Annotated in this window: 25 protein-coding genes and 1 pseudogene; 19 read left to right on the forward strand and 7 right to left on the reverse strand. The window is 72.8% G+C overall.

The features are described from left to right. Positions 1–18 precede the first annotated feature (18 nt). A complete protein-coding gene (locus AB0G01_RS05345) occupies positions 19–579 on the forward strand; it encodes a TIGR03086 family metal-binding protein (protein WP_360939985.1) in 561 nt (186 codons plus the stop codon). Positions 580–603: 24 nt separating this feature from the next. Here AB0G01_RS05345 and AB0G01_RS05350 read toward each other — a convergent pair whose 3' ends face one another. Further along, positions 604–4,761, reverse strand: coding sequence for a GH92 family glycosyl hydrolase (locus AB0G01_RS05350; RefSeq protein ID WP_360939987.1), 4,158 nt, complete (start codon positions 4,759–4,761; stop codon positions 604–606). A gap of 282 nt (positions 4,762–5,043) precedes the next feature. Here AB0G01_RS05350 and AB0G01_RS05355 point away from each other — a divergent pair, with 282 nt between their 5' ends. Further along, complete coding sequence (locus AB0G01_RS05355) at positions 5,044–6,192, forward strand: ROK family protein (RefSeq protein ID WP_360939989.1); 1,149 nt, start codon at positions 5,044–5,046, stop codon at positions 6,190–6,192. A 391-nt stretch (positions 6,193–6,583) separates the two neighbouring features. On the opposite strand, the gene AB0G01_RS05360 is transcribed toward AB0G01_RS05355, so the two are convergent. Together AB0G01_RS05360 and AB0G01_RS05365 are read right to left on the reverse strand one after the other, a co-directional pair. Then, entirely contained in the window at positions 6,584–7,330 is a 747-nt protein-coding gene (locus AB0G01_RS05360; protein ID WP_360941195.1) for an endonuclease, read from the reverse strand. 18 nt (positions 7,331–7,348) lie between these two features. Beyond that, positions 7,349–7,798: pseudogene (locus tag AB0G01_RS05365) on the reverse strand (DUF6359 domain-containing protein); the annotation flags it as partial. Positions 7,799–7,993: 195 nt separating this feature from the next. On the opposite strand from AB0G01_RS05365, the gene AB0G01_RS05370 reads away from it, so the two are divergent. From AB0G01_RS05370 to AB0G01_RS05380, 3 genes are all read left to right on the forward strand, one after another. Continuing rightward, positions 7,994–8,302, forward strand: a complete 309-nt coding sequence (locus AB0G01_RS05370; RefSeq protein ID WP_360939991.1) for a hypothetical protein — start codon at positions 7,994–7,996, stop codon at positions 8,300–8,302. Positions 8,303–8,477: 175 nt separating this feature from the next. Continuing rightward, positions 8,478–8,858 carry a hypothetical protein gene (locus tag AB0G01_RS05375; RefSeq protein WP_360939993.1) on the forward strand — a complete coding sequence of 127 codons (381 nt, stop codon included), beginning with the start codon at positions 8,478–8,480 and terminating at the stop codon, positions 8,856–8,858. Then, positions 8,851–9,306: a hypothetical protein gene (locus AB0G01_RS05380; RefSeq protein WP_360939995.1), complete on the forward strand. Its 456-nt coding sequence runs from the start codon at positions 8,851–8,853 to the stop codon at positions 9,304–9,306. Before AB0G01_RS05375 ends, AB0G01_RS05380 begins: the two co-directional genes overlap by 8 nt. Positions 9,307–9,330: 24 nt before the next feature. Here the strand turns inward: AB0G01_RS05380 and AB0G01_RS05385 are convergent, their stop codons facing one another. Beyond that, a complete protein-coding gene (locus tag AB0G01_RS05385; protein WP_360939997.1) occupies positions 9,331–9,819 on the reverse strand; it encodes a MarR family transcriptional regulator in 489 nt (162 codons plus the stop codon). Positions 9,820–9,886: 67 nt separating this feature from the next. Here AB0G01_RS05385 and AB0G01_RS05390 point away from each other — a divergent pair, with 67 nt between their 5' ends. The 4 genes from AB0G01_RS05390 to AB0G01_RS05405 all read left to right on the forward strand — a co-directional run bounded on the left by AB0G01_RS05390 (position 9,887) and on the right by AB0G01_RS05405 (position 12,874). Then, entirely contained in the window at positions 9,887–10,807 is a 921-nt protein-coding gene (locus AB0G01_RS05390) for an EamA family transporter (RefSeq protein WP_360939999.1), read from the forward strand. Next, positions 10,731–11,339: an NAD(P)H-binding protein gene (locus AB0G01_RS05395; protein WP_360940001.1), complete on the forward strand. Its 609-nt coding sequence runs from the start codon at positions 10,731–10,733 to the stop codon at positions 11,337–11,339. Before AB0G01_RS05390 ends, AB0G01_RS05395 begins: the two co-directional genes overlap by 77 nt. Positions 11,340–11,450: 111 nt before the next feature. Further along, positions 11,451–12,044 (forward strand): RNA polymerase sigma factor, encoded by a 594-nt coding sequence (locus tag AB0G01_RS05400; protein ID WP_360940003.1) that lies wholly within the window; start codon positions 11,451–11,453, stop codon positions 12,042–12,044. Beyond that, positions 12,041–12,874, forward strand: coding sequence for a hypothetical protein (locus AB0G01_RS05405; protein WP_360940005.1), 834 nt, complete (start codon positions 12,041–12,043; stop codon positions 12,872–12,874). Before AB0G01_RS05400 ends, AB0G01_RS05405 begins: the two co-directional genes overlap by 4 nt. 1 nt (position 12,875) lies before the next feature. On the opposite strand, the gene AB0G01_RS05410 is transcribed toward AB0G01_RS05405, so the two are convergent. Then, positions 12,876–13,331, reverse strand: coding sequence for an Lrp/AsnC family transcriptional regulator (locus AB0G01_RS05410; RefSeq protein WP_360940007.1), 456 nt, complete (start codon positions 13,329–13,331; stop codon positions 12,876–12,878). A gap of 92 nt (positions 13,332–13,423) precedes the next feature. On the opposite strand from AB0G01_RS05410, the gene AB0G01_RS05415 reads away from it, so the two are divergent. The 6 genes from AB0G01_RS05415 to AB0G01_RS05440 all read left to right on the forward strand — a co-directional run bounded on the left by AB0G01_RS05415 (position 13,424) and on the right by AB0G01_RS05440 (position 18,359). Beyond that, positions 13,424–14,254 carry an LLM class flavin-dependent oxidoreductase gene (locus tag AB0G01_RS05415; RefSeq protein ID WP_360940009.1) on the forward strand — a complete coding sequence of 277 codons (831 nt, stop codon included), beginning with the start codon at positions 13,424–13,426 and terminating at the stop codon, positions 14,252–14,254. After that, positions 14,245–14,667 carry a nucleoside deaminase gene (locus AB0G01_RS05420; RefSeq protein ID WP_360941198.1) on the forward strand — a complete coding sequence of 141 codons (423 nt, stop codon included), beginning with the start codon at positions 14,245–14,247 and terminating at the stop codon, positions 14,665–14,667. The genes AB0G01_RS05415 and AB0G01_RS05420 overlap by 10 nt, the downstream gene beginning before the upstream one ends. A 433-nt stretch (positions 14,668–15,100) precedes the next feature. Next, a complete protein-coding gene (locus tag AB0G01_RS05425; protein ID WP_360940011.1) occupies positions 15,101–15,883 on the forward strand; it encodes an ESX secretion-associated protein EspG in 783 nt (260 codons plus the stop codon). Continuing rightward, positions 15,874–16,281 (forward strand): hypothetical protein, encoded by a 408-nt coding sequence (locus tag AB0G01_RS05430; RefSeq protein WP_360940013.1) that lies wholly within the window; start codon positions 15,874–15,876, stop codon positions 16,279–16,281. The genes AB0G01_RS05425 and AB0G01_RS05430 overlap by 10 nt, the downstream gene beginning before the upstream one ends. A 16-nt stretch (positions 16,282–16,297) precedes the next feature. Next, entirely contained in the window at positions 16,298–16,858 is a 561-nt protein-coding gene (locus AB0G01_RS05435; RefSeq protein ID WP_360940015.1) for a DUF3558 domain-containing protein, read from the forward strand. A 25-nt stretch (positions 16,859–16,883) separates the two neighbouring features. Continuing rightward, the gene (locus AB0G01_RS05440; protein WP_360940017.1) at positions 16,884–18,359 is read left to right on the forward strand and encodes a hypothetical protein; all 1,476 of its coding nucleotides are present in this window, start codon (positions 16,884–16,886) and stop codon (positions 18,357–18,359) included. Positions 18,360–18,384: 25 nt separating this feature from the next. Here the strand turns inward: AB0G01_RS05440 and AB0G01_RS05445 are convergent, their stop codons facing one another. Next, positions 18,385–19,659, reverse strand: a complete 1,275-nt coding sequence (locus tag AB0G01_RS05445) for an NtaA/DmoA family FMN-dependent monooxygenase (RefSeq protein WP_360940019.1) — start codon at positions 19,657–19,659, stop codon at positions 18,385–18,387. Beyond that, the gene (locus tag AB0G01_RS05450) at positions 19,656–20,723 is read right to left on the reverse strand and encodes an LLM class flavin-dependent oxidoreductase (RefSeq protein ID WP_360940021.1); all 1,068 of its coding nucleotides are present in this window, start codon (positions 20,721–20,723) and stop codon (positions 19,656–19,658) included. The genes AB0G01_RS05445 and AB0G01_RS05450 overlap by 4 nt, the downstream gene beginning before the upstream one ends. A 310-nt stretch (positions 20,724–21,033) precedes the next feature. Here AB0G01_RS05450 and AB0G01_RS05455 point away from each other — a divergent pair, with 310 nt between their 5' ends. The 4 genes from AB0G01_RS05455 to AB0G01_RS05470 are packed head-to-tail and all read left to right on the forward strand — an operon-like array spanning position 21,034 to position 23,728. Beyond that, positions 21,034–21,453: a DoxX family protein gene (locus tag AB0G01_RS05455; RefSeq protein ID WP_360940023.1), complete on the forward strand. Its 420-nt coding sequence runs from the start codon at positions 21,034–21,036 to the stop codon at positions 21,451–21,453. A gap of 55 nt (positions 21,454–21,508) precedes the next feature. After that, positions 21,509–21,934: a YciI family protein gene (locus AB0G01_RS05460; protein ID WP_360940024.1), complete on the forward strand. Its 426-nt coding sequence runs from the start codon at positions 21,509–21,511 to the stop codon at positions 21,932–21,934. 46 nt (positions 21,935–21,980) lie between these two features. Next, complete coding sequence (locus AB0G01_RS05465; protein ID WP_360940026.1) at positions 21,981–23,213, forward strand: RNA polymerase sigma factor; 1,233 nt, start codon at positions 21,981–21,983, stop codon at positions 23,211–23,213. Between the two features lie 8 nt (positions 23,214–23,221). After that, entirely contained in the window at positions 23,222–23,728 is a 507-nt protein-coding gene (locus AB0G01_RS05470) for a GNAT family N-acetyltransferase (RefSeq protein WP_360940028.1), read from the forward strand. Positions 23,729–23,750 lie beyond the last annotated feature (22 nt).

A 23,750-nucleotide genomic window follows, 5' to 3' on the forward strand; every position in this document is an offset into this window, starting at 1 on the left:
GCTCGTAGCGTGCCGCGCATGAACACCGAACGACTGGCGGGGCTCGCCGCCGCCCCCGTCCTGGAGATCGTCGACGGCATCACGCCCGACCAACTCGACGCGCCGACCCCGTGCGCCGAGTTCGACGTGCGCGGCCTGATCCGCCACCTGCTGTTCTGGGGCCCGTCCCTGGAAGCCGCCGCGCGCAAGGAGAACGTGACGCCGGAGGGCGCGGAGTCCGACGTCGACCTGACCGACTGGCGGCCACGGCTGCGCGCCCAGTGGGAGCGGATTGCCGCCGCGTGGGGCGCGCCCGAGGCGTGGCAGGGCACGACGGTGCTCGGCTCGCCGAACGAGATGCCCGCCGGGATGATCGGCGGGATGGTCGTGGGCGAGGTCCTGGTGCACGGCTGGGACCTCGCGACGGCCCTCGGCCGCACGCCGACCTGGGACGACGAGGTGCTCTCGTTCGTGCACGCGGACCTGGTCGGCAGCGCGCCGGTGGGCCGGGAGATGGGGCTGTTCGGCCCGGAGGTCCCGGTGCCCGACGACGCGCCGCTGCTCGACCGGCTGCTGGGGCTGACCGGCCGCGAGGTCTGAGCGGGCGCTACCGCCGGCGGGGAGTCACAGGTCCGCGCACTGGCCGGACTTCGGGCCGCGCACGTCGTTGGTCCACCCGTTGTCGGCCGGAGGCGGTTCGCTCGTCGCGCACAAGAGCGGTCCGCCCACGGTGTTCGCGGCGACGACCGTGCCGCCCCGGTTGCCCACCAGGTTCACCGGGCCGGCGACGGTCGTGTGCTCGATGGCCAGTTCGCCGGTCGTGCCGGTGATCGTGACCGCACCGCCGACCTCGCTGTCGACCAGCACCACGGCCGCCGCGCCGGTCGCCGACAGCGGACCCCGGAGCGTGCCGCCGAAGACGTGCAGCGACGCGCCCGCGCCCACCACCACGGGGCCGGTGACCGTGCCGCCGTCCACGCACGTCACCCCGCGCACCTGCAACGGCCCCCGGTGTTCGCCGGTGATGGTCGTCGTGCAGGTGGCGAACGGTGCGGCGAGCAGCTCGACTTCGGCCAGCGTCGCCGACGCCGGGAACTCCAGCCGGTAGTGCCGGTAGTGCCCGGCTCGGGGGATCTTGAACGCCCGGGTCTGCTGCCGGTGCGGGAAGACCTGCCCGGCACGTTCGTCCACAGTGGACCAGACCGCGCCGTCGTACGAGCCCTTGAGCACCCACGACGTCGGGTCGCCGGCCCCCTTGCCGGAGGTCAGCGTGTAGAACTCGGCCTTCTCCCGCCGGTCCTCCGGGGTGACCTGGAGCCAGGAAACGCTGCCCGCCGTCCGGGAGGTGTTGTCCAGCAACGCGGTCACCGCGCCCGAGCCGGTCACCGTCGCGGACGACGTGACGTCCCGCAGCGGCTTCGGCGGCTCGGTGCCGGTGGTGGGCGAGGGCGGCACGGCGTCCGCCCCGGTGGCCCACGTCGACGGCGCGGGGCCCATCTCGAAGTCCAGCGTCCCGCCCTGCGCGAGGGCGGCGTGCGGCAGGTACGCCTTGTCCCACTTCTTCCCGTTGACCTTCAGCGACTGCACGTAGATGTTGCGCGCGCTGTTCCCGGGCGCGTTGATCACGAGCTTGCGGCCGTTTTCGAGGTTCACCGTGACCTTGGTGAACAGCGGCGAGCCGATCGCGTACCGCGCGTCGCCCATCTGCAACGGGTAGAAGCCCAGGGCGCTGAACAGGTACCACGCCGACTGCTCGCCGTTGTCCTCGTCACCGGGGTAGCCCTGGCCGATCTCGCTGCCCAGGTACAGCCGGGACAGGATCTCGCGGACCTTCTCCTGCGTCTTCCACGGCTGCCCGGCGTAGTCGTACATGTAGGCGATGTGGTGCGAGACCTGGTTGCTGTGTCCCAACTGGCCCATCCGCACGTCCCGCGCCTCGGTCATCTCGTGGATGACCCCGCCGTACGAGCCGGGGAACTTCGCGGTCTCCGGGAGGGCGAAGAAGTCGTCCAGCTTCTTCGCCAGACCGTCCCGGCCCCCGTAGAGGTTCGCCAGGCCCTGCCCGTCGTGCGGCACGGAGAACGCCATGTTCCAGCCGTTGGTCTCGGTGTAGTCGTAGCCCCACTCGCGCGGGTCGTACCGGTCGGCCGGGACGCGCCACGCGCCGTCCGGCCCGCGCCCCTGGAAGAACCCGGCACCGGGGTCGAACAGGTGGACGTAGTTCTGCGCCCGGTTCGCGAAGTACTCGTGCTGGGCCAGGTACTCCGCTTCGCCGGTCCGCTCGTGCAGCGCCTTGGCCATCGTGGAGATGCCGTGGTCGTTGACGTAGCCCTCGATCGCCCACGACATGCCCTCGCCGGTCGCGGTGGACGTGTAGCCGGTGAAGATCGAGGTGTCCAGACCCTTGCGACCCACCCCCGCGCCCGGTGGCGCGACGGTCGCGTTCTTCACCGCCGCGTCGAACGCGGCCTCGACGTCGAAGTCCGTGACCCCCTTGACGAACGCGTCCGCGAAGGCCACGTCCGAACTGGTGCCGGTCATCAGGTTGGCGTAGCCCGGCGAGGACCAGCGGGAGATCCAACCGCCGTCCCGGTACTGCTGGACGAACCCGTCGGCGAGCTCGCCGGCCTTCTTCGGCGTGAAGAAGCTGTAGGCGGGCCAGGTGGTGCGGTAGGTGTCCCAGAACCCGTTGTTGACGTAGATCTTGCCGTTCACGACCTCCGCGCCGGTCCGGGTGGGCGTGGACGCCGCCGCCGGCCGCACGGGCGAGGCGTACCGGTACACCGGCGCGTCGGCCGTGCCGGTGTTCTCGTGACCCGAGTTCGGGTACAGGTAGAGCCGGTACAGGTTGGAGTACACCGTGGTCGACTGGTCCTCGGAAGCGCCTTCGACCTCGACGGTGCGCAACACCTCGTCCCACGCGTCCTGGGCGCGGTCGCGCACGGTGTCGAAGGTGTCCGAAGTGGACACTTCGAGTTCCAGGTTGCGCCGCGCCTGGTCCACGCCGAGCAGGGAGGTGGCGATCCGCAGGGTCACGGTCTTCTCGGCGGACGTGTCGAACCGCAGGTAGCCCGCGACGTCGTCCCGGCCCGCGCCGGTCAACCGGCCGCCGGCCTGGACCGGCCGGTCCACCACGCCGTACACGAACATCCGGGTCGCACCGGTCGACAACCCGCTCTTCACGTCGGAGAACCCGCTCACCACCCCGGCCGCCGGGTCGAGGGTGAGGCCACCGCTGTTGTTGACGTTGTCGAACACCAGGTTCGAGCTGTCGCCGATGAACGTGAAGCGGAACACGGCGGCGTGGTCGGTGGGCGCGATCTCGGCGCGCATCCCGTTCTCGAACTCCACGCCGTAGTAGTGCGCCCGCGCCGTCTCGTTCTCGTGGCGGAACGGCAACGCGCGCCGCGCGCGGTCGGCGGTGGGCGTGCCGGTGGACGGCATCACCTGGAACGTCTGCCGGTCCCCCATCCACGGGCTGGGCTCGTGGCTCGCGGTGAACGCCTGGAGCGTCGGCAGGTTGTCCCGGTCGTTGGCCTTCGCGTACTCGTAGAGCCAACTGATCGAACCCGCGTTCGTCATGGGCGACCAGAAGTTGAACCCGTGCGGCACGGCCGTGGCCGGGAAGTTGTTGCCCCGCGAGAAACCACCGCTGGAGTTCGTGCCGCGAGTGGTCAGCACGTGGTCGCTCGGCCGCGCCCGGTCGGCCACCGGGCGCGCGGAGGTGACCGCGATGTCGTCGACCCAGCCGTTGAACGTCGCCGGCCCGGTCGGGTTGTCGTACGCCACGAGGACCCGCTCGACCACCTTGCCGGCGGCGACCTCGCCGACGGTGGCGGTGACCCGGTTCCACTGGTTGGTGTACAACGACTTCGCCGCGCCCTGTCCGCGCGGCGACAGCTCGAACCCGTGCTGGTCGCGCGCGCCCAGGTCGCTCAGGTAGGTGCCGTCGGAGAAGGCCAGGTCCACCGCGACGAACGTGCTCGGGTAGGTCAGGTCGTCGGTGACGAACGACGGGAACACGAGGTAGGACAGCTCGGTCGTGGCCGTCACCGGGATGTCGACCTCGAACACCTTGTTGTACGAGTAGCCGCGTCCGGTGGCGAGGTGCGTTCCCTGGTACCGCAACGCTTTCACGCCGGTGAAGCCCGCACGCGCCTTGGCGTTGTACCCGCCGGTGGCCCCCTTGCCCGCAACCGTGCGCATGTTCCGCGCGGGCGGGGTCGTGGAGCCGTCGGAGAACTGGACCTCGGCCAGTTGGAGCAGGGGCACGCCGCCCGCGTTCGCGCCGATGTCGATCCGGTAGTGCCGGAATTCGCCGGTGTCGGCCGTCTCGTAGGTCTTGACCTGGTGCCGGGCCGCGAACACCTCTCCGGCGCGGGCGTCGATCGCGGTCCACGTGGTGCCGTCGGCCGACCCGCTCAGCACCCAGTCCCCCGGGTCGCGCTCGGGCGCGTCGTCGGCCGAGGTCAGCGCGTACCGGCGGACCGCCACCGGTTCGGCGAAGGTGAACCGCACCCAGCCGGTCGGGGTGAACGCCAGCCACTTCGACGCGGTGCTGCCGTCGACCAGGTTCTCCGCCACCTCACCGGCTTCCGCGTGCTCGGCGTGGGCCGCCACGTCCACCACCCGGTCGGTGACGTCGCCCGGCAGGCCGACCTGGTCGGAGCCGTCGACACCGGAGGCCCTGGGGTTCCCGGCCGCGTCGGTCTCGACCGCGCTCGTCCACGTCGGCTGGGGTTGCCCGTCCTCGAACGACGTCGCGAACAGCGTCTCGCTCATGGTTGGCCCCCCTGGTGCGGCGGTCGTGGACGACCAGCCTGACACGCCGCCCAGGACCACCGCAGCGGTCGTCAGAGCGACACCGAAACCCCGCAGGTGCCTCATCGCGCACGCTCCCCGTCTCAGCCGGCCGACCCACCGCCAGCGAATCCACCCGTTGACATCGTTGTCAAGTCCGGTCGGACAGCTTGTCCGCAAGCCTGTCCGGTCCCCGGACCGGCCGATCTAGACTCGCTCGCTGTGACGGTCCGGAAGTCGCCCCAGGTGGGTACCCCCGCAGGGATGCGCGTGCTGAACCAACGCGCCGTGCTCGACCGGCTGCGGCGTGGCGGCCCGGCCACCCGGCCGCAGGTCGCCAAGGACACGGGACTGTCCAAACCGACCGTGGGCCAGGCGTTGCTCGACCTGGAGCAGCACGGGCTGGTGCGCCCGATCGGCCGCACCACGTCCGGACCGGGCCGGTCGGCGGTGGTCTACGAGCCGAACCCGGCGGCCGGGCACGTGCTCGGCATCGACATAGGCCGGCAGCGGATCCGGATCGCGGTGGCCGACCTGGCCGGGGCGGTGGTCGCGCGGGTGGACGAGCGCAACCGGTGCCGGTCGGCGGGCGCGCTGGTGCGCACCGTGCGGGAGCTCGCCGAGCGGACCGTGTCCGACGCCGGCCTGTCCCTGGCCGACCTGGTGGTGAAGGTCGTCGGCACGCCCGGCGTGCCGGACCCGCGCGGACGGGCGCTGACCCACGCGCCGAACCTGCCGGGGTGGGAGCGCCGGGGGTTGCTGGACGACCTGGAGGCCCAGCTCGGCCCCGACCTGCTGGTGGAGAACGACGCGAACCTGGCGGCGGTCGGCGAGCGGGCGTACGGCGCGGCGCGGCACGTCGACGTCTTCGTGTGCGTCATGGTCGGCACGGGCATCGGCATGGGCATCGTGGTGGACGGCCGGCTGTTCCGGGGCGCGCACGGCGCGGCGGGCGAGATCGGCTACCTGCCGTGGGGCGCTCCGTCCGAAGTGGACGACCACGGCCGGGGCCGGCTGGAGGCCGCCGCGGCGGCGGAATCGGTGGTGGCGCTGGCGAGGCGGCACGGGATCAGCTCGGCGAAGTCGGCCCGGGAGGTGTTCGCGCTGGCCGGGTCCGGTGACGAGCGGGCGTTGCGGGCGGTGCGCGACGAGGCCGAGCGGCTGGCGTTCGTGGTGGCGTCGGTGGCGGCGGTGATCGACCCGGAGCTGGTCGTGCTGGGCGGCGGCATCGGCGGGAACACCGCGCTGCTGCGGGAGCCGATGGCCGAGGCGCTGGCCCGGATGACCCCGCTCGCGCCGCGCATCGCGACCGGCGAGCTCGGGGACGGCGCGGTGCTCAGCGGCGCGATCGCGATGGGTCTGCGGTCCGCTCGCGACCTCGTGTTCGACCGCCGGATACCGATCACTCTCTGAGGGTAGTCGAGTACACCTCACCTGGTAATTCACTCAATCGTAGTAGGTGCGATCCGGTGAGAAGTGGCATAGCGTTACCGCACCTCCTCCTGGAGGGTTGTGTCCTTCCGTTGTTGCCAGGGGAGTCGGGAGGGGAGTACGGGGGACGTGGTCCCCTTCCGGCCGTACACGGGGCAGGTGCCGCGCCCGTAACACACCTGCCCCGTGTAGCAACGACCCGAGGACGCGCCCGCCCGTCCGGCTGTCCGGCACGTGCCGCGCCCGGTGTTCACGTCAGGGCACCGCACACGAACGACACTCTCCGTGGGTCTCGACCACCCGTGTCCGTCTCGATACGCGGGTCACGACCACCCGATGTAGCCGCGCTGGCCCTCGGCCGCCGGGAACCCGGTCAGTTCCAGATCGACGCGGCCCACTCCGGGTGGTCGATGAACGGGTTCCGGTTGTGCTGGAAACCGGCGAAGATCACCTGGTTGCGACGCTTCTCGAACGCGTCCGGCAGGTCCTGGGCGTGCCACCGCAGCAGCACCGACAACCGGCCCATGTAGGGCGCGGAACCGTTGCTGACGTTGTTGTTCAGCTCCAGGTTCACGTAGCCGTCGCCGCCTTCGTAGCGCACGGCCATGTAGAACAGCATCCGCGCCACGTCACCCTTGACGGCGTCGCGCGGCTCCCACGAGTCGGAGTCGGTGAAGTTGCCGGGCGCTTCGGTCGCGGGCGAGCCGCCCAGGTCGAAGTCCTTGTTGCCCCGGTTCGCGTTGACCGACACGTCCTCGGGCCGCAGGTGGTGCAGGTCGGTGCCGGGGCCCGTGGCGGTGCCGAAGTCGCCGTGCGACTTGGCCCAGACGTGCTCCCGGTTCCAGTCGTTGCCGTTGCCGCCGTTGGTGGACTTGCTCTGCGAGCGCCCGCTGTAGAGCAGGACGACGTTGGCGGGGTTGCCCGGGTCCTCGTCGGTCGACTTCAGCGCGTTCCACACCTGGTCGTAGGACAGCTTGGTGTTGGTGCGGATGATCTGGTTCAGCGACGTCTTGAGCGCCGGCCCGGACTTGCCGACGGCGGCACGGTAGTAGTCGTCGGCGGGAGCGCCGGTCGTGGGTCCGGTCGTGGGTCCGGTCGTCGGCGTGGGGGTCGCGCCCACCGGGGCGAACGCGGTGGGCGAGGTGAGGCCGGGGTGCGCGAAGTAGGCCGTCAGCGGACCGGTCACGTCGATCCGCGTGCCGAGCAGGCCCGGGTTGGTGCGCAGGCCCCACGCGGCGCGGAACGCCGAGGTGATCTGCACGTAGAGCACCCGCGCGGTCCCGGTCTGCCCGGGGTCGTCGGCCAGGGCGAGCGCGTGGTCGGACGGGAAGTCCGACCCGACGACGGTGGAGGTGGCGGTCGGCTGGCCGACGACGTAGCCGCGCACGGTGGCGGACGCGCCGCTCTGCCGACCGATCGCCTCGGCGACCGTGATCGGCGTGCCGCCGACTGCGGCGGTGATCGGCGTGCCGCCGACGGCGGCGGTGATCGGCGTGCCGCCGACGGCGGCGGTGGGCACGAGCAGGGTGGCGATGACGGTGACGACGGCCGCGAGTAAGCCGGTCACGCGCCAGGAAAACTTTCGCACGGTTGGGTGTCCTCTCCTCGATTGCGGCGTCGCAGGGAGACAGCGCGCGCCAGAGGGTCTGACTGTGCGTGATCAGCGGTACTGATCACGCAGCGAGGATCGCACGAAAGTGGCCACTGTCGAGTGAACCGACCTCGACGGCCAGGTGGCCGCTCGGTGAGCGCGCCGGGCCCGGAGCCGGGACCATCGGTGGCCATGAACAGCCTGGCGGCCCTGGTGTCGGCAGCGGTGCTCGTCATCGCGCCGGCGGGCGAACGGATCGACCACACCTTCGACCGGGACACCACCCAACGCATCCACGACGTGGCGGCCACCGGCGGCGAACCCGCCCTGACCGCCCTGTGCTCGCAGATCGCGCCCGGCTGGATCAGGCCCGGCTGCCCGGTGTTCGGCAAGGTGGTGAACCACTACGTGACCTCGAACCCGCCCAACGGCCGGTGCCTGCGCGCCGAGGCGAAGTTCGGCGTGCCGCCGCTGGCCGTGGAGTACGTGGACTGCCCGTGAGACCGACGTGGAGCGCCCCCGCGCGAGCGCTCCACGACATCGGGACCGGACCAGGCGGTTCCGGGGGTTCGTCCGGCCCCTTCGTTCCCGCCCACCCGTGCGCTCGGCCACCGGCGGTCGGCGGGCGGAGGGCGGCTAGTGTCCTCGGCGAGATGTCGTTGGAGGACCTGGTTCGATGATCGAGACGTTGGCCGTGTACCTGTCCGTGCTGGCGCTCTTCAGCGCCGCGTGGTCGTTGCTGCTGGTGGTGTTGAACAAGCCGTTGACGCTGGACACGGGCCTCACGCTCGGCCTCGCGTTCGGCGTGGTGCTGCTGGAGCTCGGGCTCGTGGTGCAGGCCGTGATCGGGATCGTCGAGCTGGTCGGGCTGGACCGGGAGATCTCCGGCGTCACGTTCGTCGGCTACCTGCTCGGACCGGTGCTGGTGCTGGCGCTGGCCGCGTTCTGGTCGATCGCCGAGCGGTCCCGGTGGGGCGCGTCGGTGTTGGCGGTCGGGTGCCTGAGCGTGCCGGTGATGCTCCTGCGGCTCTACCAGGTGTGGCAGGGCCATGCCTGACACCACTCCCCCGGACCCCACGCACCCGGACCCCACGCCCCGCCCGGACGCCACTCCCAACGCCACCAGGTCCGGCCCCGGGCGGTTGCTGATCGCCGTCTACGGGATCTTCGCGATCGCCGCGACGGCGCGGTCGGCCGTGCAGATCGCCACGCGCTTCGGCGAGGCCCCGGTGGCGTACCTGCTGTCCGCCCTGGCCGCCGTGGTCTACGTGCTGGCGACGGTGACGCTCGCGGTGGGCAGCCGGGGGTCGCGGCGGGTGGCGTTCCTGGCGTGCGCGGTGGAGCTGACCGGTGTGCTGGTGGTCGGCGCGGTGAGCCTGCTCGTGCCGTCGTGGTTCCCGGAAGCCACCGTGTGGTCGGGCTTCGGCATCGGCTACGGCTTCGTGCCGCTCGTGCTGCCGGTGCTCGGCCTGCTGTGGCTGCGCCACACCCGGTCCGCCGGCTAGGACGGCGGCGGACCCCGGTCGGGGTCAGTCGGCGAGGGACTCCAGGACGGTCTTGAGCGTCGCCGCCAGGCGCTCCCGCTCGGCCGGGTCGAGCGCGGCCAGGATGCGGTCCTCGGTGGCCAGGTGGTCGGGCAGGGTCTCGTCCACCAGGGCGCGGCCCTCGTCGGTCAGCGCCACCACGACGCCCCGGCCGTCGACCGGGCTCGGTTCGCGGGTCACCAGGCCGCGCGCTTCGAGGCGGTCCAGGCGCTGGGTGACCGCGCCGGACGTGATCATCGACGACCTCATCAGCTCGGTCGGGGTGAGCCGGTGCGGCGGGGCGCTGCGGCGCAGGGTCGCGAGCACGTCGAACGACGGCCGGTCCAGGCCGTGCCGGGCGAAGGTGGCGCGCAACTCCCCCTCGACCACCCGGTTCAGCCGGGACAGCCGGCCGATCACCGCCATCGGCGACACGTCCAGGTCAGGGCGCTGCACGCGCCATTGGTCGAGCACGAGGTCCACGTGGTCTCCCATGCCCGCATACCTTAGCGGTGAGGCACATCACTGCCCATATAGCTTAGCGATGAGCTAATTTGACTTAGTGCTAAGCAATCGCCTCGTCACCGCGCTGGCCCCGGCCATCTGGGGCACGACCTACCTGGTCACCACCGAGTACCTGCCACCCGACCGCCCGCTGCTGGCGAGCCTGCTGCGCTCGCTGCCCGCCGGGCTCCTGCTGCTCGTCGTCGTCCGGCGACTGCCCCGCGGCGACTGGTGGTGGCGGTCGCTCGTGCTGGGCGCGCTGAACATCGGTGCGTTCCTGCCGCTGCTGTTCCTGGCCGCCTACCGGCTGCCGGGCGGGGTGGCCGCGACGGTCGGCGCGGTCCAGCCGCTGATCGTCGCCGGGCTCTCGGCCGGGCTGCTCGGGCAGCGGATCACGCTGCGGGTCGGGCTCGCGGCCGTCGCCGGGATGGCCGGGGTGAGCCTGCTCGTGCTGCGGGCCGGTGCCCAGCTCGACTGGCTGGGCGTGGCGGCGGCGCTCGGCGGCGCGGTGGTGATGGCGTCCGGGATCGTGCTGGGCAAGCGGTGGGTGTCGCCGGCCCCGCTGCTGGCCACCACCGGCTGGCAGCTCGTCGCGGGCGGGCTGCTGCTCCTGCCGGTCACGTTCCTCGTCGAAGGTCCGCCACCGGCGCTGACCGCGACGAACCTGGCCGGGTACGCGTACCTGGCGGTCATCGGCGCGGCGCTGTCCTACAGCCTGTGGTTCCGCGGCCTGAAGCTGTTGGCGGCCACCGAGGTGACGTTCCTCGGCCTGCTCAGCCCGGTGGTCGCGACGGCGGTCGGGTGGGTGGCGCTCGGCCAGGAGCTGACGGTGGCGCAGGTGTGCGGTGCCGTGATCGTGCTCGCCGCGCTGGTCGTGGCGCAGACCAAGGGAGGAAGTGGACATGCGGATCACCGTGTTCGGGGCGGGCGGTGGCGTCGGCAGCCGGGTCGTGGCGGAGGCGTCACGACGCGGGCATGAGGTCGTCGCGGTCTCGCGATCGGTCCGGGAGGGGTGCCGGGTCGGCGACGCGGGCGACGTCGCCGACGTGACCCGGCTCAGCACCGGCCAGGACGCCGTGATCAGCGCGACCCGGCCGGTCGACGGGCGGGAGCACGAGCTGGCGGCCACCGCGCGGGCGCTGCTGGACGGCGTGCGGCCGACCGGGGCGCGGCTGCTGCTGGTCGGCGGCGCGAGCAGCCTGGTCCGGCCGGACGGGGTGCTGGTGCAGGACGCGCCGGACTTCCCGGCCGCGCTGCTGCCGATCTCGCTGGCGTGCACGGCGCAGTGGGAGGTCGTCCGGACCGAGTCCGAAGTGGACTGGACGTACCTGAGCCCGCCGGTGCTGTTGGAACCGGGCGTGCGGACCGGTGGGTACCGGCTCGGGCGGGACGATCTGGTCGTGGACGACGAGGGCAACTCGGCGGTCTCGCTGGAGGACTTCGCGGTGGCCCTGCTGGACGAGGTCGAACGGCCCCGGCACCGCCGGGCGCGGTTCACGATCGGGTACTGACCACGGGTGGGTCCGTCACCGGGCCCACCCGTTCCGGGCGGTGCCCCGGTGCGCGGCGGGGCATCGCGGACCGCGAGGCAACACCGGTCTCCCAGGCGGGCACGTACAGGCATGACGACCGAGGACGACCGCGCGCTGTGGACCCGCGCGGCAGCGGGCAGCGGTGCCGCGTTCGGCGTGCTGTTCGACCGGCACGCCAAGGCGGTGTACAACCACTGCTTCCGGCTCACCGCGTCGTGGTCCGCCGCCGAGGACCACCTCCAGGCCACGTTCCTGCTGGCGTGGCGCAAGCGGGGCCGGTTCCGGCTGGAACGCGAATCCGCGCTGCCGTGGCTGCTCGCGGTGGCCACCAACGTGGTGCGCGGCGAGCGGCGCACGGTCGCCCGCAGGCTGCGGCTGGTCGGCCGGGTGCCCGCCGAGCAGCCCGTTCCCGACCACGCCGACGCGGTGGCCGCCCGGGTGGACGACCAGCGGCGGATGGCCGACCTGCTGGCGGCGGTCGACCGGTTGCCGCGCGGCGAGCGGGAAGCGCTGGCGCTGTGCGTGTGGTCGGGCGTGTCCTACGCCGACGCCGCCGGCGCGCTCGGCATCGCCGAGAGCAGCGTGCGGGCCCGGGTCAGCAGGGCCAAGGCCCGGCTGGCGGTGCTGCTCGGCGCACGTCCCGAGGTCGCCCCGTTGACCCAGCTCGCCGTGGAGGACCGATGAACACCACCCCGCCCCCCGCCCGCGACCTGCCGCCCGGCCGCCACGCCGAGATCCGGGCCGAGCTGGACCGCGCGACCACCGGGCCGTCGTCGGTGCGCGCCGCGCCGCTCGTCGCCGCCGCGAGCGTGGCGACCCTGGTCGTCGGGTTGTCGCTGCTCGTGCCGTGGCGGGTGCACGACCCCGGCGGGCCGGCCGGGAGCACACCGGCGGCGGGCCTGTCGGACCTGCCCCCGCAGCGCGTCGAGGCGATCGAGGAGGGGTGCGCCCGGTCGGCGGGCATCCCGCCGACGGCGAAGCTCCACCAGTACGTCGAGGACGCGGGCGGGAAGTACGCGGTGCTGTACACCGCCGACCAGGTGCTCGGCTGCACCGTGGACGGCCCGCGCCTGCCCTACGACTCCGGCCGCCGGGGCGTGCCCGCGCTCGACTGGCTGCCGGGCCCCTTCTCGGTGGACCACCTGGCCGGCGCGAGCGGCGGGGACGTGCCCGACGCCGAGGACGGGGACCGGGGCCGGTCGGGCTGGCGCGCGGTGACCGGCCGGGTCGGCTCCAACGTGGTCAGGGTGACGTTCGGCTACGCCGGCCGGACGGTCGACGCGACCCTGCGCGACGGCACCTACCTGGCCCGGATCGTGTTCCCGCCGCAGTGGGAACTCCCGCACGACGGCTCCCGGGGCGAGGTCCGCGGGTACGACGCGGCCGGCCGGGAGCTCGGCACCGGCGCGGACGTCGAGCGGCAGTGCTACACCCGGCCCGACGGGGAGGTCGTGTACGGGGGCCAGGTCCCGCCCGACCGGTCGAGGTGCGTGCCCGCCGTGCCGTGGCCGTGACTCAGGCGGGCGGCGGGTCGCCGACCCCGCGGTAGGGCAGCGTCTGGCTGTAGACGATGTTCGTGGTGGTGGTGCCGAACGACGTCAGCTCGTTGACCACCTGCTCCAGGTGCGCCATCGAGCCGGCGGCCACCTTCAGCGTGTAGCAGTCCTCGCCCGTGGTGCGCAGGCACTCCAGGATCTCCGGCCGTTCGGCCAGCAGCACGCGCAGCGGCTCGTGCCGGTTGCCGGGGTACTTCAGGCGCACCACGGCGAGCACGCCGTAGCCGACCTTGTCCAGGTCGACGGTCGCGCGGTAGCCGGTGATGACACCGTTCTGCTCCAGGCGCTTCACGCGTTCCGTGGTGGCCGATGCGCTGAGGTTGACCCGCCGGCCCAGCTCGGTGAGCGCGACCCGGCCGTCCCGTTGCAGCTCGGCCAGGATCGCCCAGTCGGTGGCGTCGAGCGTCTCGGTCATCCGGCCAAACTACCGTGGAATCCACGGCGGGCACGGGCCGATGCCGTGAGGAGTCCCTTCACCGTTCCCCCACCGCGACATAACCTTGGGGCGTGTTGATCGGTGTGAACGTCCCCAACTTCGGACCCGGCACGTCCCCGGCGGCGCTGCGCGACTGGGCGCGGACCGTGGAGGGGCTGGGGTTCGACCTGCTGATGGTCTCCGACCACGTGGCGGTGACGCCCGATGTCGCCGAGCAGTACCCCGCGCCGTTCTACGAGCCGTTCACGACGCTGTCCTGGCTCGCCGGCGTGACCGGGCGGATCTCGTTGGGCACCACCGTGCTGATCGCGCCGTACCGGCACCCGCTGCTGGTCGCGCGGATGGCCGCGAACCTGCACCAGCTCAGCGGCGGGCGGCTCGTGCTCGGCGTCGGCGTCGGGTGGGCGGAACAGGAATTCGCGGCGCTCGGCGTGCCCTTCCGGCAGCGCGGGAAGCTGACCGACGAGCTCGTCGTGGCGCTTCGGGAGGCGTGGCGGGACGAGGCCGACTACGGTTCCGGGCGGATACCGATCTGGGTCGGCGGGCACAGCGACGGTGCGTTGCGGCGGGCCGTGCGGCACGGGGATGCCTGGCACAGCCTGCGATTGACGCGTTCCGCGTGGCGGGAAGCGTTGTCGCGCTTGGCGAGGATTTCCGAGGAAGAGGGGAAACCGCTGCCCGCCTTGGCCCCGCGCATCCTCCTGCGGATCACCGAGCGGCCGTTGACCGAACGGCGGATGGGCGAGGGCGACGTCGAACAGGTGATCGGCGACCTGGTGCTGCTGAGGGAGCAGGGCGCGCACGCGGTGGTGCTGGACCCGTTCGTCGGCGATCCCGCCGAGACGCTCGAACCCGAGGTGGCGTGGCACGCGCTCGCCACCGTGCGAAAGGAATTCCGGTGAACGAAGAGCACTTGCGGCGCGCCATCGCCTTGGCCGCCGAGGCCCGCGCGGGCGGCAACCCGCCGTTCGGCTCCCTCCTGGTCGGGCCGGACGGCGCGGTGCTGGCCGAGGAGCGCAACAGCAGCCTGACCGACCGGGACATCACGGCCCACCCCGAGTTGAAGCTGGCCCGGTGGGCGGCGCGCGAGCTGCCGCCCGAGGTCGCCGCCGGGACCACCATGTACACCAGTTGCCAGCCGTGCGGGATGTGCGCGGGGGCGCTGGCGCGGTCCGGGCTCGGGCGCGTGGTGTTCGCGCTGTCGGCCGAACAGCTCGACGGGCTCAAGCCCGGTGGCGGTTTCCCGGACGTGCCGACCGAGGGCCCGGCGCTCCACGACGAGGCCGGTGTTCCCTTGATCGGTTACTACTCCTAGTTCCACCGGGGGAATACCGGGGCACGCCACCCGGTATTCCACTCGGGCGTTCCAGCGCCGGGGGTGCGCATTCCGGTCGCGACCCGATATCGGGTCGCCGTACTCCCGGTGACATCCGATCGAGCGTCTCGATACGGAGTGGTGTTCCCGCGGCGAACCCGGGTGCGGGTCACCGGAGCGCCTGCCAGGTCGTGATCGTGGTTCAGCACTCCGGTCGACGGCCCGACCTCGGTGCAGCCCGGCCGAGTGGTGCGCACTTCGGTGTACGAGCAATTCCACCAAGTGACGGGAATAAAGCGGAATTCGTCCCCCGTTGGAAGGAATTCCGCCCAGCCAATGGGTGAGCGGAGTGCCCCTCCGCAATCATCGGGCCTCACCTCGCGGATTTCCTGCCATCATATCCGGCAGCGGCGGGGGAAGGCGGGGATATCGGGTGTCGACGGGAATGGTGTGCACGTACGCCGAACTCGACGCGCTCGGCGAGGCGTTGCGCTTGGACGTGCGGGTGTTCCCGTTCGACGTCGGCCACCACGGTCCGACCCGCCGGGAGCGGCTGACCGTGGTGGTGGAGGCGCACCGCGGTCTGGCGGCCCGGGGTCTGGTCCGCGAGGGCGAGTTCGCCCCCGAGCTGGTGGAGTCGCTGCGCCTGCTGGCCGGCGGCCGGGTGGCCGTGGCCCTGGTGGGCACGTCGGGCGAGGACCGGCCGGTGGCGCTGGCCGTGGCGGACGACCGGTCCGGGCTGCTCGCCGTGGGCGGCGACACGTCCATCACCTTCCACCGGCGGCACCCGGACGCCGTGGTGCCGGCGCTGGTCGACCTGCTGCCCGCCGTCCGGCCGGGTCCGGGCTCGCCGGTGACCCTGGCGAACGCGGTGCCACCCGCGCGCGACCAGGACGAGGACTTCGCCGACTTCCGCTTCACCGGCACCCGCCGACCGGCCGCCCGCTCGGCGCGGGCGGCGGTGGAGGACATCCTCCGCCGGCCCAGGGTCGGTGCGGGCTACTTCGTGGTGACGGCGGACGGGGCGGACCGGGGCGCGCTCAGCTTCCTGGACACCGACCTCGGCGGGTACGCGGTCCTGCCGGGCGTCGACGGCGGTGGCGCGCAGTCGGTCACCTACGCCCCGGCCGACCGGCCCGCGCTCGTCCGGCACCTGTCCCGCTTGGCCGGCACCGGGCCGGCCGTCCCCCCGACCGGGAGGTCACCATGGCGGTAGGCGGTTTCTTCCAGGGGATCGACGACATGTCCGGAGCCGTCCAGGGCTTCCGGGCCGCGACGGCCGCGGGCTTCACCATCAGCCGGGAGGGCGGTGCGGCGCTGCTGGCCGCGATCTCCACGATGCTGGCCGCGCTGGAGCAGACGCTCGCCGACAGCGCGGTGCTCAGCCAGGAGCCACCGCTCGGCACGACGCCCGCCGCGAAGGTCTACCGACCGTTCCTCGCGACCATCGCGAGCGACCCCGCCCAGGGGTTCTTCCCCGCCGTGCGGAAGCTCCAGCAGGACCTCAACCAGTTGGCGGACGACGTCCGGCGGTCGATGGGCGTCTACCGGTCCACCGACGACGGCAGCGCGCACGACCTGAACTCCGCCGGCGGCCCGACCGCCGGCGCTTGATCGACCGGGAGCACGCGTGAACTCTCGACTCTGCCTGGCCTGCCTGACCACCGTCCTGCTCGCCGTCGGCGCGTGCAGCACGTCGACCGCCGGGCACGCCAGACGCGCGTCGAGCACCTCGGCCGGACCGACCCGCAGCGCGTCGAGCACCGCCGGCGCACCCCCGTCGAGCACCACGAACACGGGCGCGACGCTGGAGGAGACCGACCCGTGCGCCCTGATCACCCGCGAGGAGGCCGAACGCGTGCTCGGCCGGCTGCGCCAGGACCCCGAACCGCGCACACTCGGCTCCGCCACCACCTGCCGGTACTCCCCGGAGACCGCCACCGTCATCCTCGCCGTGCGGACCAACGTCGGGCTCACCGGCGTGCAGGCCAACGGCGGCGAGATCAAGGAGACCTCCGTGGGCGGCCGGCCCGCCAAGGAGCTGCTCGACGCCACCGGGAGCTGCGGCATCTACCTCGGGGTCACCGACCGCTCGCGGGTCGACGTCGTGGTCAACGCGACCAGCAGCGGGCGGGAACCCTGCCCCATCGCCAACCGGGTGGCCGAAGTGGTCGAACCGAGACTGCCGTAACCGACAGGCACGAGGGGGCTGGGAGATGGAGCAGGGGGCTTCGAGGCAGCCGCACGACCCGTACGAGCGCTACGGGTTGGACCGGCACACCGCTGCCCGGACCGACCGGGAACTGCTGGACCAGGTGGCCCGGGAGCAGGGCGTGGGAGGGCCGTTCGCCCGCTACCTCACCGAGCTCCTGCACCCGGGCCGGGTGGACGACCTGCTGGACCACCAGGCCGTTCAGCTCAAGGAGGGGGTGCTCACCAGGAGCGCGCCGCCGGAGCCGGGTGCCTACTACCCGGCGATCCCGCACGAGGAGCTCTACCAGAGCGTGCACACCGAGGTGGACCCCGGTGTGGTGGGCGAGATGGCCGCCGCGTGGAACAGCCTCGGCAACGCGCTCACCGGCTTCACCCGGTCCATCGCCCAGGCGATCACCGCCAGCGAGGCGGACTGGGTCGGCACCGCCGGGGACGGTGCCCGGCAGGCGCTGGCCGACCTGGGCAACCGCGCCGGGGAGGCGGGGGTGTCCGCCCAGTTGGCGGGCACGCTGTTCACCCAGCAGTCGCGGGCGTTGTCCGACGCCAAGAACAGCGTGCCGCCGCCACCCGCGCAGCCCTTCGACGTGCGGGCGGCCAACGAGCGGTTGTTGCGGATCACCGACCCCGTGGAACTCGTCCGGCAGGCGACCGCCGACCGGGAGGTGTTCGAGCAGCAGCAGAAGGACCACCGGGAAGCGGCACGGGTGGTGGAGACCTACGACCGCACCGTGGCGCAGACGGCCGCCGCGCAGCCCGCTTTCGCGCCGCTCCCCCCGGTGCCGCAGGGGGAGGCGCGCTCGACGCCGGAATCGCCGGGCGATCCTCGGGAGACCTCGTCGCGGCGGGCGGTACCCGAGGTTTCCGGCACCACCGAGACCTCCACCTCGACGCCCACCGCGTTACCCGGTGCGCCACCCGGTGCGCCGCCGGGGAATCCGGCCGGGCACGCGCCGGGCGGCGGGGTGACCCAGCCCGGAAGCGCCGGACAGGCCCCGGAGCCGGTACCCGGCAACCGCCCCGGCAGCCCGGCGGGCGGTGGCGTTCCGGGCGGAGGCGTGCCGGGTGGGGGCTTTTCCGGTGTGGGTGCGGTACCCGGCGGTGGGTCCGGCCGGGCCGGTGGGACGGCTGGACGTGGGGGCGGCGTGCCTCGGATCGGCGGACCCGGCGGTGCCGGCACCGGTCTGGGCAGGCCGGGTGGCGCGTCCGGGGGCGGCACGCCCGGCGGCGGCTCGGGAGTCGGGACGCCCGGTGGTCCGGGCGCGCAGGTCGCGCGGACGGGCGGCACGGCCGGTGCGCGCGGACCGGGTGGTCCGGCCGGTGTGGGTGGTGTCGGTGGCGTCGGTGGCGTCGGCGGGGCCCCGCGAGAGGAGGACGTCGAGCACCAGCGGGCGTCCTACCTGCTGGAGCCCGACCCCGACGAGGTGTTCGGCGCGTCCGGGGCGAGCGCGCCCCCGGTGATCGGCGACTGGGACCAGTGAGGGGGAGAGGGGTGTCGCGGGAAGTTCACCGCAAGCCCAGGTGGTCGCGGAGGGTCGGCCCGGTGTAGTCGGTCCGGAACACCCCGCGCTCCTGCAACAGCGGCACGACGGTGTCGGCGAACGCGTCGAACCCGCCCGGGGTCACGTGCGGCACCAGGATGAACCCGTCGCTGGCGTCCGCCTGCACCAGGTCGTCGATCTGCGTCGCCACGGTGTCCGGTGACCCGATGAACGTCTGCCGCGCGGTCTGCTCGATGACCAGGTCGCGGATCGACAGGTTCTTCGCCGCCGCCAGCCCGCGCCACTCCCGCGCCTTCGCCACGGGGTCGCCGTGACCCCGCACACCGGCCCGACCGCGCGCGACGGTGTGCTCCCCCACCAGCGGGTCGACCTCGGGCAGCGGCCCGTCCGGGTCGTGCTCCGACAGGTCCCGGTTCCACACCTGCTCCAGGAACTTGATCGCGGTCTGCCCGCTCACCTGCTGCCGACGCACCTCGTGCGCGAGCTCCCGCGCCTCGGAATCGCTGTCCCCCAGCACGAAGGTCGCGGCGGGCAGCACCTTGAGCTGATCCGGCGTGCGCCCGTACTTGGCCAACCGGTCCTTGACGTCGGCGTAGAAGGCCTTGCCCTCGGCCAGGGTCGCGTACCGGCTGAAGATGGCGTCCGCCTTGGCGGCGGCGAACTCCCGGCCCTCGTCGGAGTCGCCGGCCTGGAGGATCACCGGCCTGCCCTGCGGCGAGCGCGGCAGGTCGAAGCGGCCGGAGATGTCGAAGAACTCGTCCCGGTAGGCGAAAGCGCCGTCCTCGCGCCACGCGTCGAAGAGCGTGGTGGCCGCGTCGAGGAACTTCTTCGCCCGCTCGTAGCGCTCGTCCTCGGCCAGGAAGCCGCCGCGCCGGAAGTTCTCGCCGGTGAACGCGTCCCACGAGGTCACCACGTTCCACGCGGCCCGCCCGCCGGACAGGTGGTCCAGCGAGGTGAACTGCCGCGCCACCTCGAACGGCTCGTTGAACGTGGAGTTGATGGTGCCCGCCAGCCCCAGGTGCGTGGTCACCGCCGCCAGACCGGCGAGCACCGTGAACGTGTCCGGCCGGCCCACCACGTCCAGGTCGTAGATCAGTCCGCTCTGCTCGCGCAGCCGCAGGCCCTCGGCCAGGAAGAAGAAGTCGAACTTGGCCCGCTCGGCGGTCCGCGCGAAGTGCGTGAACGAGGAGAAGTCGATGTGGCTGCCCGCTCGCGGATCGCTCCACACCGTCGTGTTGTTCACGCCGGGGAAGTGCGCGGCCAGGTGGATCTGCTTCATCTCGCGTCCTCTCGGGCGGCGTAGCGGTTGGCGGGCCGGGGAAGTCCGAGGTGGCCGCGCAACGTCGTCGTCCCGTACGCGGTCCGGAACGCGCCGCGCCGCTGGAGCTCGGGCACCAGCTCCGACGTGATCACCGTCAGGTCGTCGGGCAGGTGGGCGGGCCGCAGCCGGAAGCCGGACGCACCGGCCTCGTGCCACTCCAGCAGCAGGTCGGCGAGTTCGCCGGCGTTTCCCGCGAACACGAACGCGTCGGAGTCGATCCCGCCGGCGTCCTCGGCCCGCGCCTTGCGCTCGGCGTCGAAGAACACCACCACGTCCGCGAAGTGCTTCAGGCCGCGCACCTCCGCGTCGATCGCCCGGAGCTCGTCGGTGCTGTGCGGCGTGGTGAAGACCAGGTCCGACGACCGTCGCGCCAGCTCGTGGACCGGGGAAATGTGCGACAGCACGGAAACCGGCGGCTGCCCCTGCGGCGGGCGTGGTGTGGTGGACGGGCCCTTCACGCTGAACCACCTGCCGGTGAAGTCGGCGTAGTGCAGCTTGTCGCGGTCGATGAACCGGCCGGTGGCGACGTCGCGGATCTCCGCGTCGTCCTCCCAGGAATCCCACAGCCGCCGCAGCACCTCGATGTAGTCGGCGGTCTCGTCCAGCAGGTCCGACCGCGCCGCGTCGTCCAGCACGTCCGGGAACGTCCGCCGGCCGAAGTGCCGGGCGTGGTCGGCGGCGGCGCTGCCGCGCACCCGCACGCCCGCCCGGCCGTTGCTCACGTAGTCCAGGGTGGCGATCGCCTTGGACAGGTGGAACGGCTCGGTCAGCGTGGAGACCACGCTCGGCACCAGGCCGATGTGCGTGGTCAGCGGCGCGACGCGGGACGCGACCAGCACGGTGTCCAGCCGTCCGACCGGCCCGAGGTCGTCCTCGAAGGTGACGAAGTCGATCAGGCCGCGCTCGGCCTCCCGCACCAGGTCGACCCAGTACCCCGGCGTGAACCGCGCGGGGTCGCGCGGCGCGGCGGGGTGCCACCCGGTGGCTTCCAGCGCGATGGCGAGGTGCGGACCAGCTCCCATGTCCCAGCTCCCTTCGACCTCATCCGGATTCTGCGGCAGCGCCGGGCCCGGCCGGAGGGGCGACCAGTCCGTGGGAAGGCGCGCGATCCACCGGACCGGACGGGAATATCCGCCGCGAACCGCCGATCACCGCCGGGTCCGGAGGTGCCGGGGCCGGCCGCCGGCACGACCCGCCGCGTCCACCGGCAACACCTCACCCGAGCCTGTGACCTGCGGGAACAAAAAACTTCGACAAAGTTCGAGGACCGTGTCGATCCGGCGGGGTGCCCGTTCGTCGCGTAGGCAAGACGACAGCGAAGGGACCCCAGAGATGACCACCACCGCCCCCACCGCCCCGGCCCCCACCACCCGGCGCAACGACCTGATGCTGGCCGCCTTCCGGATCGTGGTCTCCTTCCTGTTCGCCTGCCACGGCCTCCAGGGGTTCGGGTTGCTCGGCGGGATCGACGGCCAGGGCACGGCCGTGCCGGTCGGCTCGTTCCCCGGCTGGTGGGGCAGCGCCCTCGAACTGGTCGGCTCGGTGCTGGTGGCCTGCGGGATCGTCACCCGGACCGCGGCGGCCCTCTGCTCCGGCGCGATGGCCTTCGCCTACTTCGTCGTCCACCAGCCGACCGGCTTGCTGCCGCTGCACAACGCGGGCGAACTGGCCGCCGTCTACTGCTGGGCGTTCCTGCTGATCGCGGTCGTCGGGCCCGGCTCGTACGCGTTGGGGCGGACGTTCCGCCGCTGACCCGCGCCGGCGCACGTCAGAATAGAAACCACACACTCCGAAAGGGACTGCCGAGATGCGTTTCATGGTGATCGTCAAGGCCACGAAGGACAGCGAAGCCGGTGCCATGCCCAGCGAGGAGGAGCTCCGCGCCATGGGCGCGTTCAACGAGGAGCTCGTCAACGCCGGCGTGCTGCTCGCCGGTGAAGGTCTGCACCCCAGCTCGAAGGGCGCGCGGGTCTTCTTCGACGGCGACCAGCGGTCCGTGGTGGACGGTCCTTTCACCGAGACCAAGGAGCTGATCGCGGGTTTCTGGCTGCTGGAGCTGAAGTCCTTGGAAGAGGCCGTCGAGTGGGTGAAGCGGGTGCCGAACCCGACCGGCGAGCAGTCGCAGATCGAGATCCGCCAGGTGTTCTCCCCGGAGGACTTCGGCGACGTCGCGCCCGACGTGATCGCGCGCGAAGAGGAACTGCGGGCGCAGGCCACCGCGCGCGAGGCGTAGAACCCCGCTTGCCGAGGCGCATCGGGAGCTGATCTGATTTCGGGTCATGACAGCTCCCGATGCGCGTCGTGCTGTCGAGGCGGTCTGGCGGATCGAGTCGGCACGGTTGATCGCGGGTCTCGCCCGGATGGTGCGGGACGTGGGCCTGGCCGAGGAACTCGCCCAGGACGCCCTGGTCAGCGCGCTCGAACAGTGGCCGGAGACCGGCATCCCGCGCAACCCGGGCGCGTGGCTGATGGCCGCCGCAAAGAACCGGGCGGTGGACCAGATCCGGCGCAGGCAGAACTACCAGCGCAAGCTGGTGGAGATCGGCCGCGACCAGGAGTCCGACCACGCCCCGGACGCGGGCCAAGGCGTCGGCGACATCAACGACGACCTGCTCCGGCTGGTGTTCACCGCGTGCCACCCGGTGCTCTCCACCGAGGCCCGGGTGGCGCTGACCCTGCGCCTGCTGGGCGGCCTGACCACCGACGAGATCGCCCGCGCGTTCCTGGTGGCCGAGTCGACCGTCGCGCAACGGATCGTCCGGGCCAAGAAGACCCTGGCCAAGGCGAACGTGCCGTTCGAGGTGCCGGCGGAGAACGAGCGGGAGGCGCGCCTGTCCAGCGTCCTCGGCGTCATCTACCTGATCTTCAACGAGGGCTACTCCGCCACCGCGGGCGACGACTGGATGCGCCCCGCCCTGTGCGCGGACGCCCTGCGCCTGGCCCGCGTGCTGGTCCGCCTGATGCCCCGGGAGCCCGAGGTCCACGGCCTGGTGGCGCTGCTGGAGATCCAGGCCTCCCGCGCCCGCGCCCGCACCGGTCCGAACGGCGAGCCCGTGCTGTTGATGGCCCAGAACCGGGCGCTGTGGGACCAGTTGCTGATCCGGCGCGGCCTGGCCGCCCTGGAGAAGGCGGGGCGCGGCCCGTACTCGATCCAGGCCCGGATCGCGGCGTGCCACGCGCGGGCGCGCACCCCCGGGGACACCGACTGGACCCGGATCGCCGGGCTGTACGAGGCGTTGGCGCTGGTCACGCCGTCACCGATCGTGGCGCTCAACCACGCGGTGGCGATCGGCATGGCGTTCGGCCCGGCGACGGCGCTGGAACTGGTGGACGAGCTGGTCGACGAGCCGGCGCTCAAGGACTACCACCTGCTGCCCAGCGTGCGCGGCGACCTGCTGGCCAAGGTGGGGCGCACCGCCGAGGCGAGGGCGGAGTTCGAGCGGGCGGCCTCGATGACGCGCAACGAGCGCGAGCGCACGTTGCTGCTGGACCGCGCCGCCGCGTGCGGTTGACTCGGGCGGTGGACCTCCGATACCGGCCGCTGACGGCGGACGACGTGCTCGACCTGGACGACAGCTTCACCACCGACGCGGTGCTCGAGGTGACGACGGGCCCGCTCGGCTGCGCGCTGGCCGAGGTCCCGGTGGTCCCGCCGCTGACCAAGGTGTTCCCCCCGGACGAGGACGATCCGCCGCCGGTGGAGGGGTTCGTCGCGGTGGACCCGGCGGTGCGGGGGTTCGTCCAGGTGGAGTTCGCCGAGTGGCACGCGCGGCTGGTGATCCGGCAGCTCACGGTCGACCCGGGGTACCGGGGGCGCGGGGTGGGGCGGGCGTTGATGGAGCTCGCAGTCGGGTGGGGACGTGCGCGGGGAGCGCGGACGGCTTGGTTGGAGACGTCGAACGTGAACGTGCCGGCGGTGCGGGCGTACCGGCGGATGGGGTTCGCGTTGTGCGGGTTGGACACGACGCTGTACCGGGGGACCGTGTCGGAGGGCGAGGTCGCGCTGTTCCTGGCGCGGGAGCTCTGACGGCGCGATGGCCGGGGGGTGC

Origin of the sequence: Actinosynnema sp. NPDC023587, from assembly GCF_040640215.1 — a bacterium.
Lineage (GTDB): Bacteria > Actinomycetota > Actinomycetes > Mycobacteriales > Pseudonocardiaceae > Actinosynnema.

Coding starts and splice junctions, on each gene's coding strand:
- AB0G01_RS05345 (WP_360939985.1), top strand. CDS start 19: ATGAACACCGAACGACTGGCGGGGCTCGCCGCCGCCCCCGTCCTGGAG.
- AB0G01_RS05350 (WP_360939987.1), bottom strand. CDS start 4,761: ATGAGCGAGACGCTGTTCGCGACGTCGTTCGAGGACGGGCAACCCCAG.
- AB0G01_RS05355 (WP_360939989.1), top strand. CDS start 5,044: ATGCGCGTGCTGAACCAACGCGCCGTGCTCGACCGGCTGCGGCGTGGC.
- AB0G01_RS05370 (WP_360939991.1), top strand. CDS start 7,994: ATGAACAGCCTGGCGGCCCTGGTGTCGGCAGCGGTGCTCGTCATCGCG.
- AB0G01_RS05375 (WP_360939993.1), top strand. CDS start 8,478: ATGATCGAGACGTTGGCCGTGTACCTGTCCGTGCTGGCGCTCTTCAGC.
- AB0G01_RS05380 (WP_360939995.1), top strand. CDS start 8,851: ATGCCTGACACCACTCCCCCGGACCCCACGCACCCGGACCCCACGCCC.
- AB0G01_RS05385 (WP_360939997.1), bottom strand. CDS start 9,819: ATGGGAGACCACGTGGACCTCGTGCTCGACCAATGGCGCGTGCAGCGC.
- AB0G01_RS05395 (WP_360940001.1), top strand. CDS start 10,731: ATGCGGATCACCGTGTTCGGGGCGGGCGGTGGCGTCGGCAGCCGGGTC.
- AB0G01_RS05400 (WP_360940003.1), top strand. CDS start 11,451: ATGACGACCGAGGACGACCGCGCGCTGTGGACCCGCGCGGCAGCGGGC.
- AB0G01_RS05405 (WP_360940005.1), top strand. CDS start 12,041: ATGAACACCACCCCGCCCCCCGCCCGCGACCTGCCGCCCGGCCGCCAC.
- AB0G01_RS05410 (WP_360940007.1), bottom strand. CDS start 13,331: ATGACCGAGACGCTCGACGCCACCGACTGGGCGATCCTGGCCGAGCTG.
- AB0G01_RS05430 (WP_360940013.1), top strand. CDS start 15,874: ATGGCGGTAGGCGGTTTCTTCCAGGGGATCGACGACATGTCCGGAGCC.
- AB0G01_RS05440 (WP_360940017.1), top strand. CDS start 16,884: ATGGAGCAGGGGGCTTCGAGGCAGCCGCACGACCCGTACGAGCGCTAC.
- AB0G01_RS05445 (WP_360940019.1), bottom strand. CDS start 19,659: ATGAAGCAGATCCACCTGGCCGCGCACTTCCCCGGCGTGAACAACACG.
- AB0G01_RS05450 (WP_360940021.1), bottom strand. CDS start 20,723: ATGGGAGCTGGTCCGCACCTCGCCATCGCGCTGGAAGCCACCGGGTGG.
- AB0G01_RS05455 (WP_360940023.1), top strand. CDS start 21,034: ATGACCACCACCGCCCCCACCGCCCCGGCCCCCACCACCCGGCGCAAC.
- AB0G01_RS05460 (WP_360940024.1), top strand. CDS start 21,509: ATGCGTTTCATGGTGATCGTCAAGGCCACGAAGGACAGCGAAGCCGGT.
- AB0G01_RS05465 (WP_360940026.1), top strand. CDS start 21,981: ATGACAGCTCCCGATGCGCGTCGTGCTGTCGAGGCGGTCTGGCGGATC.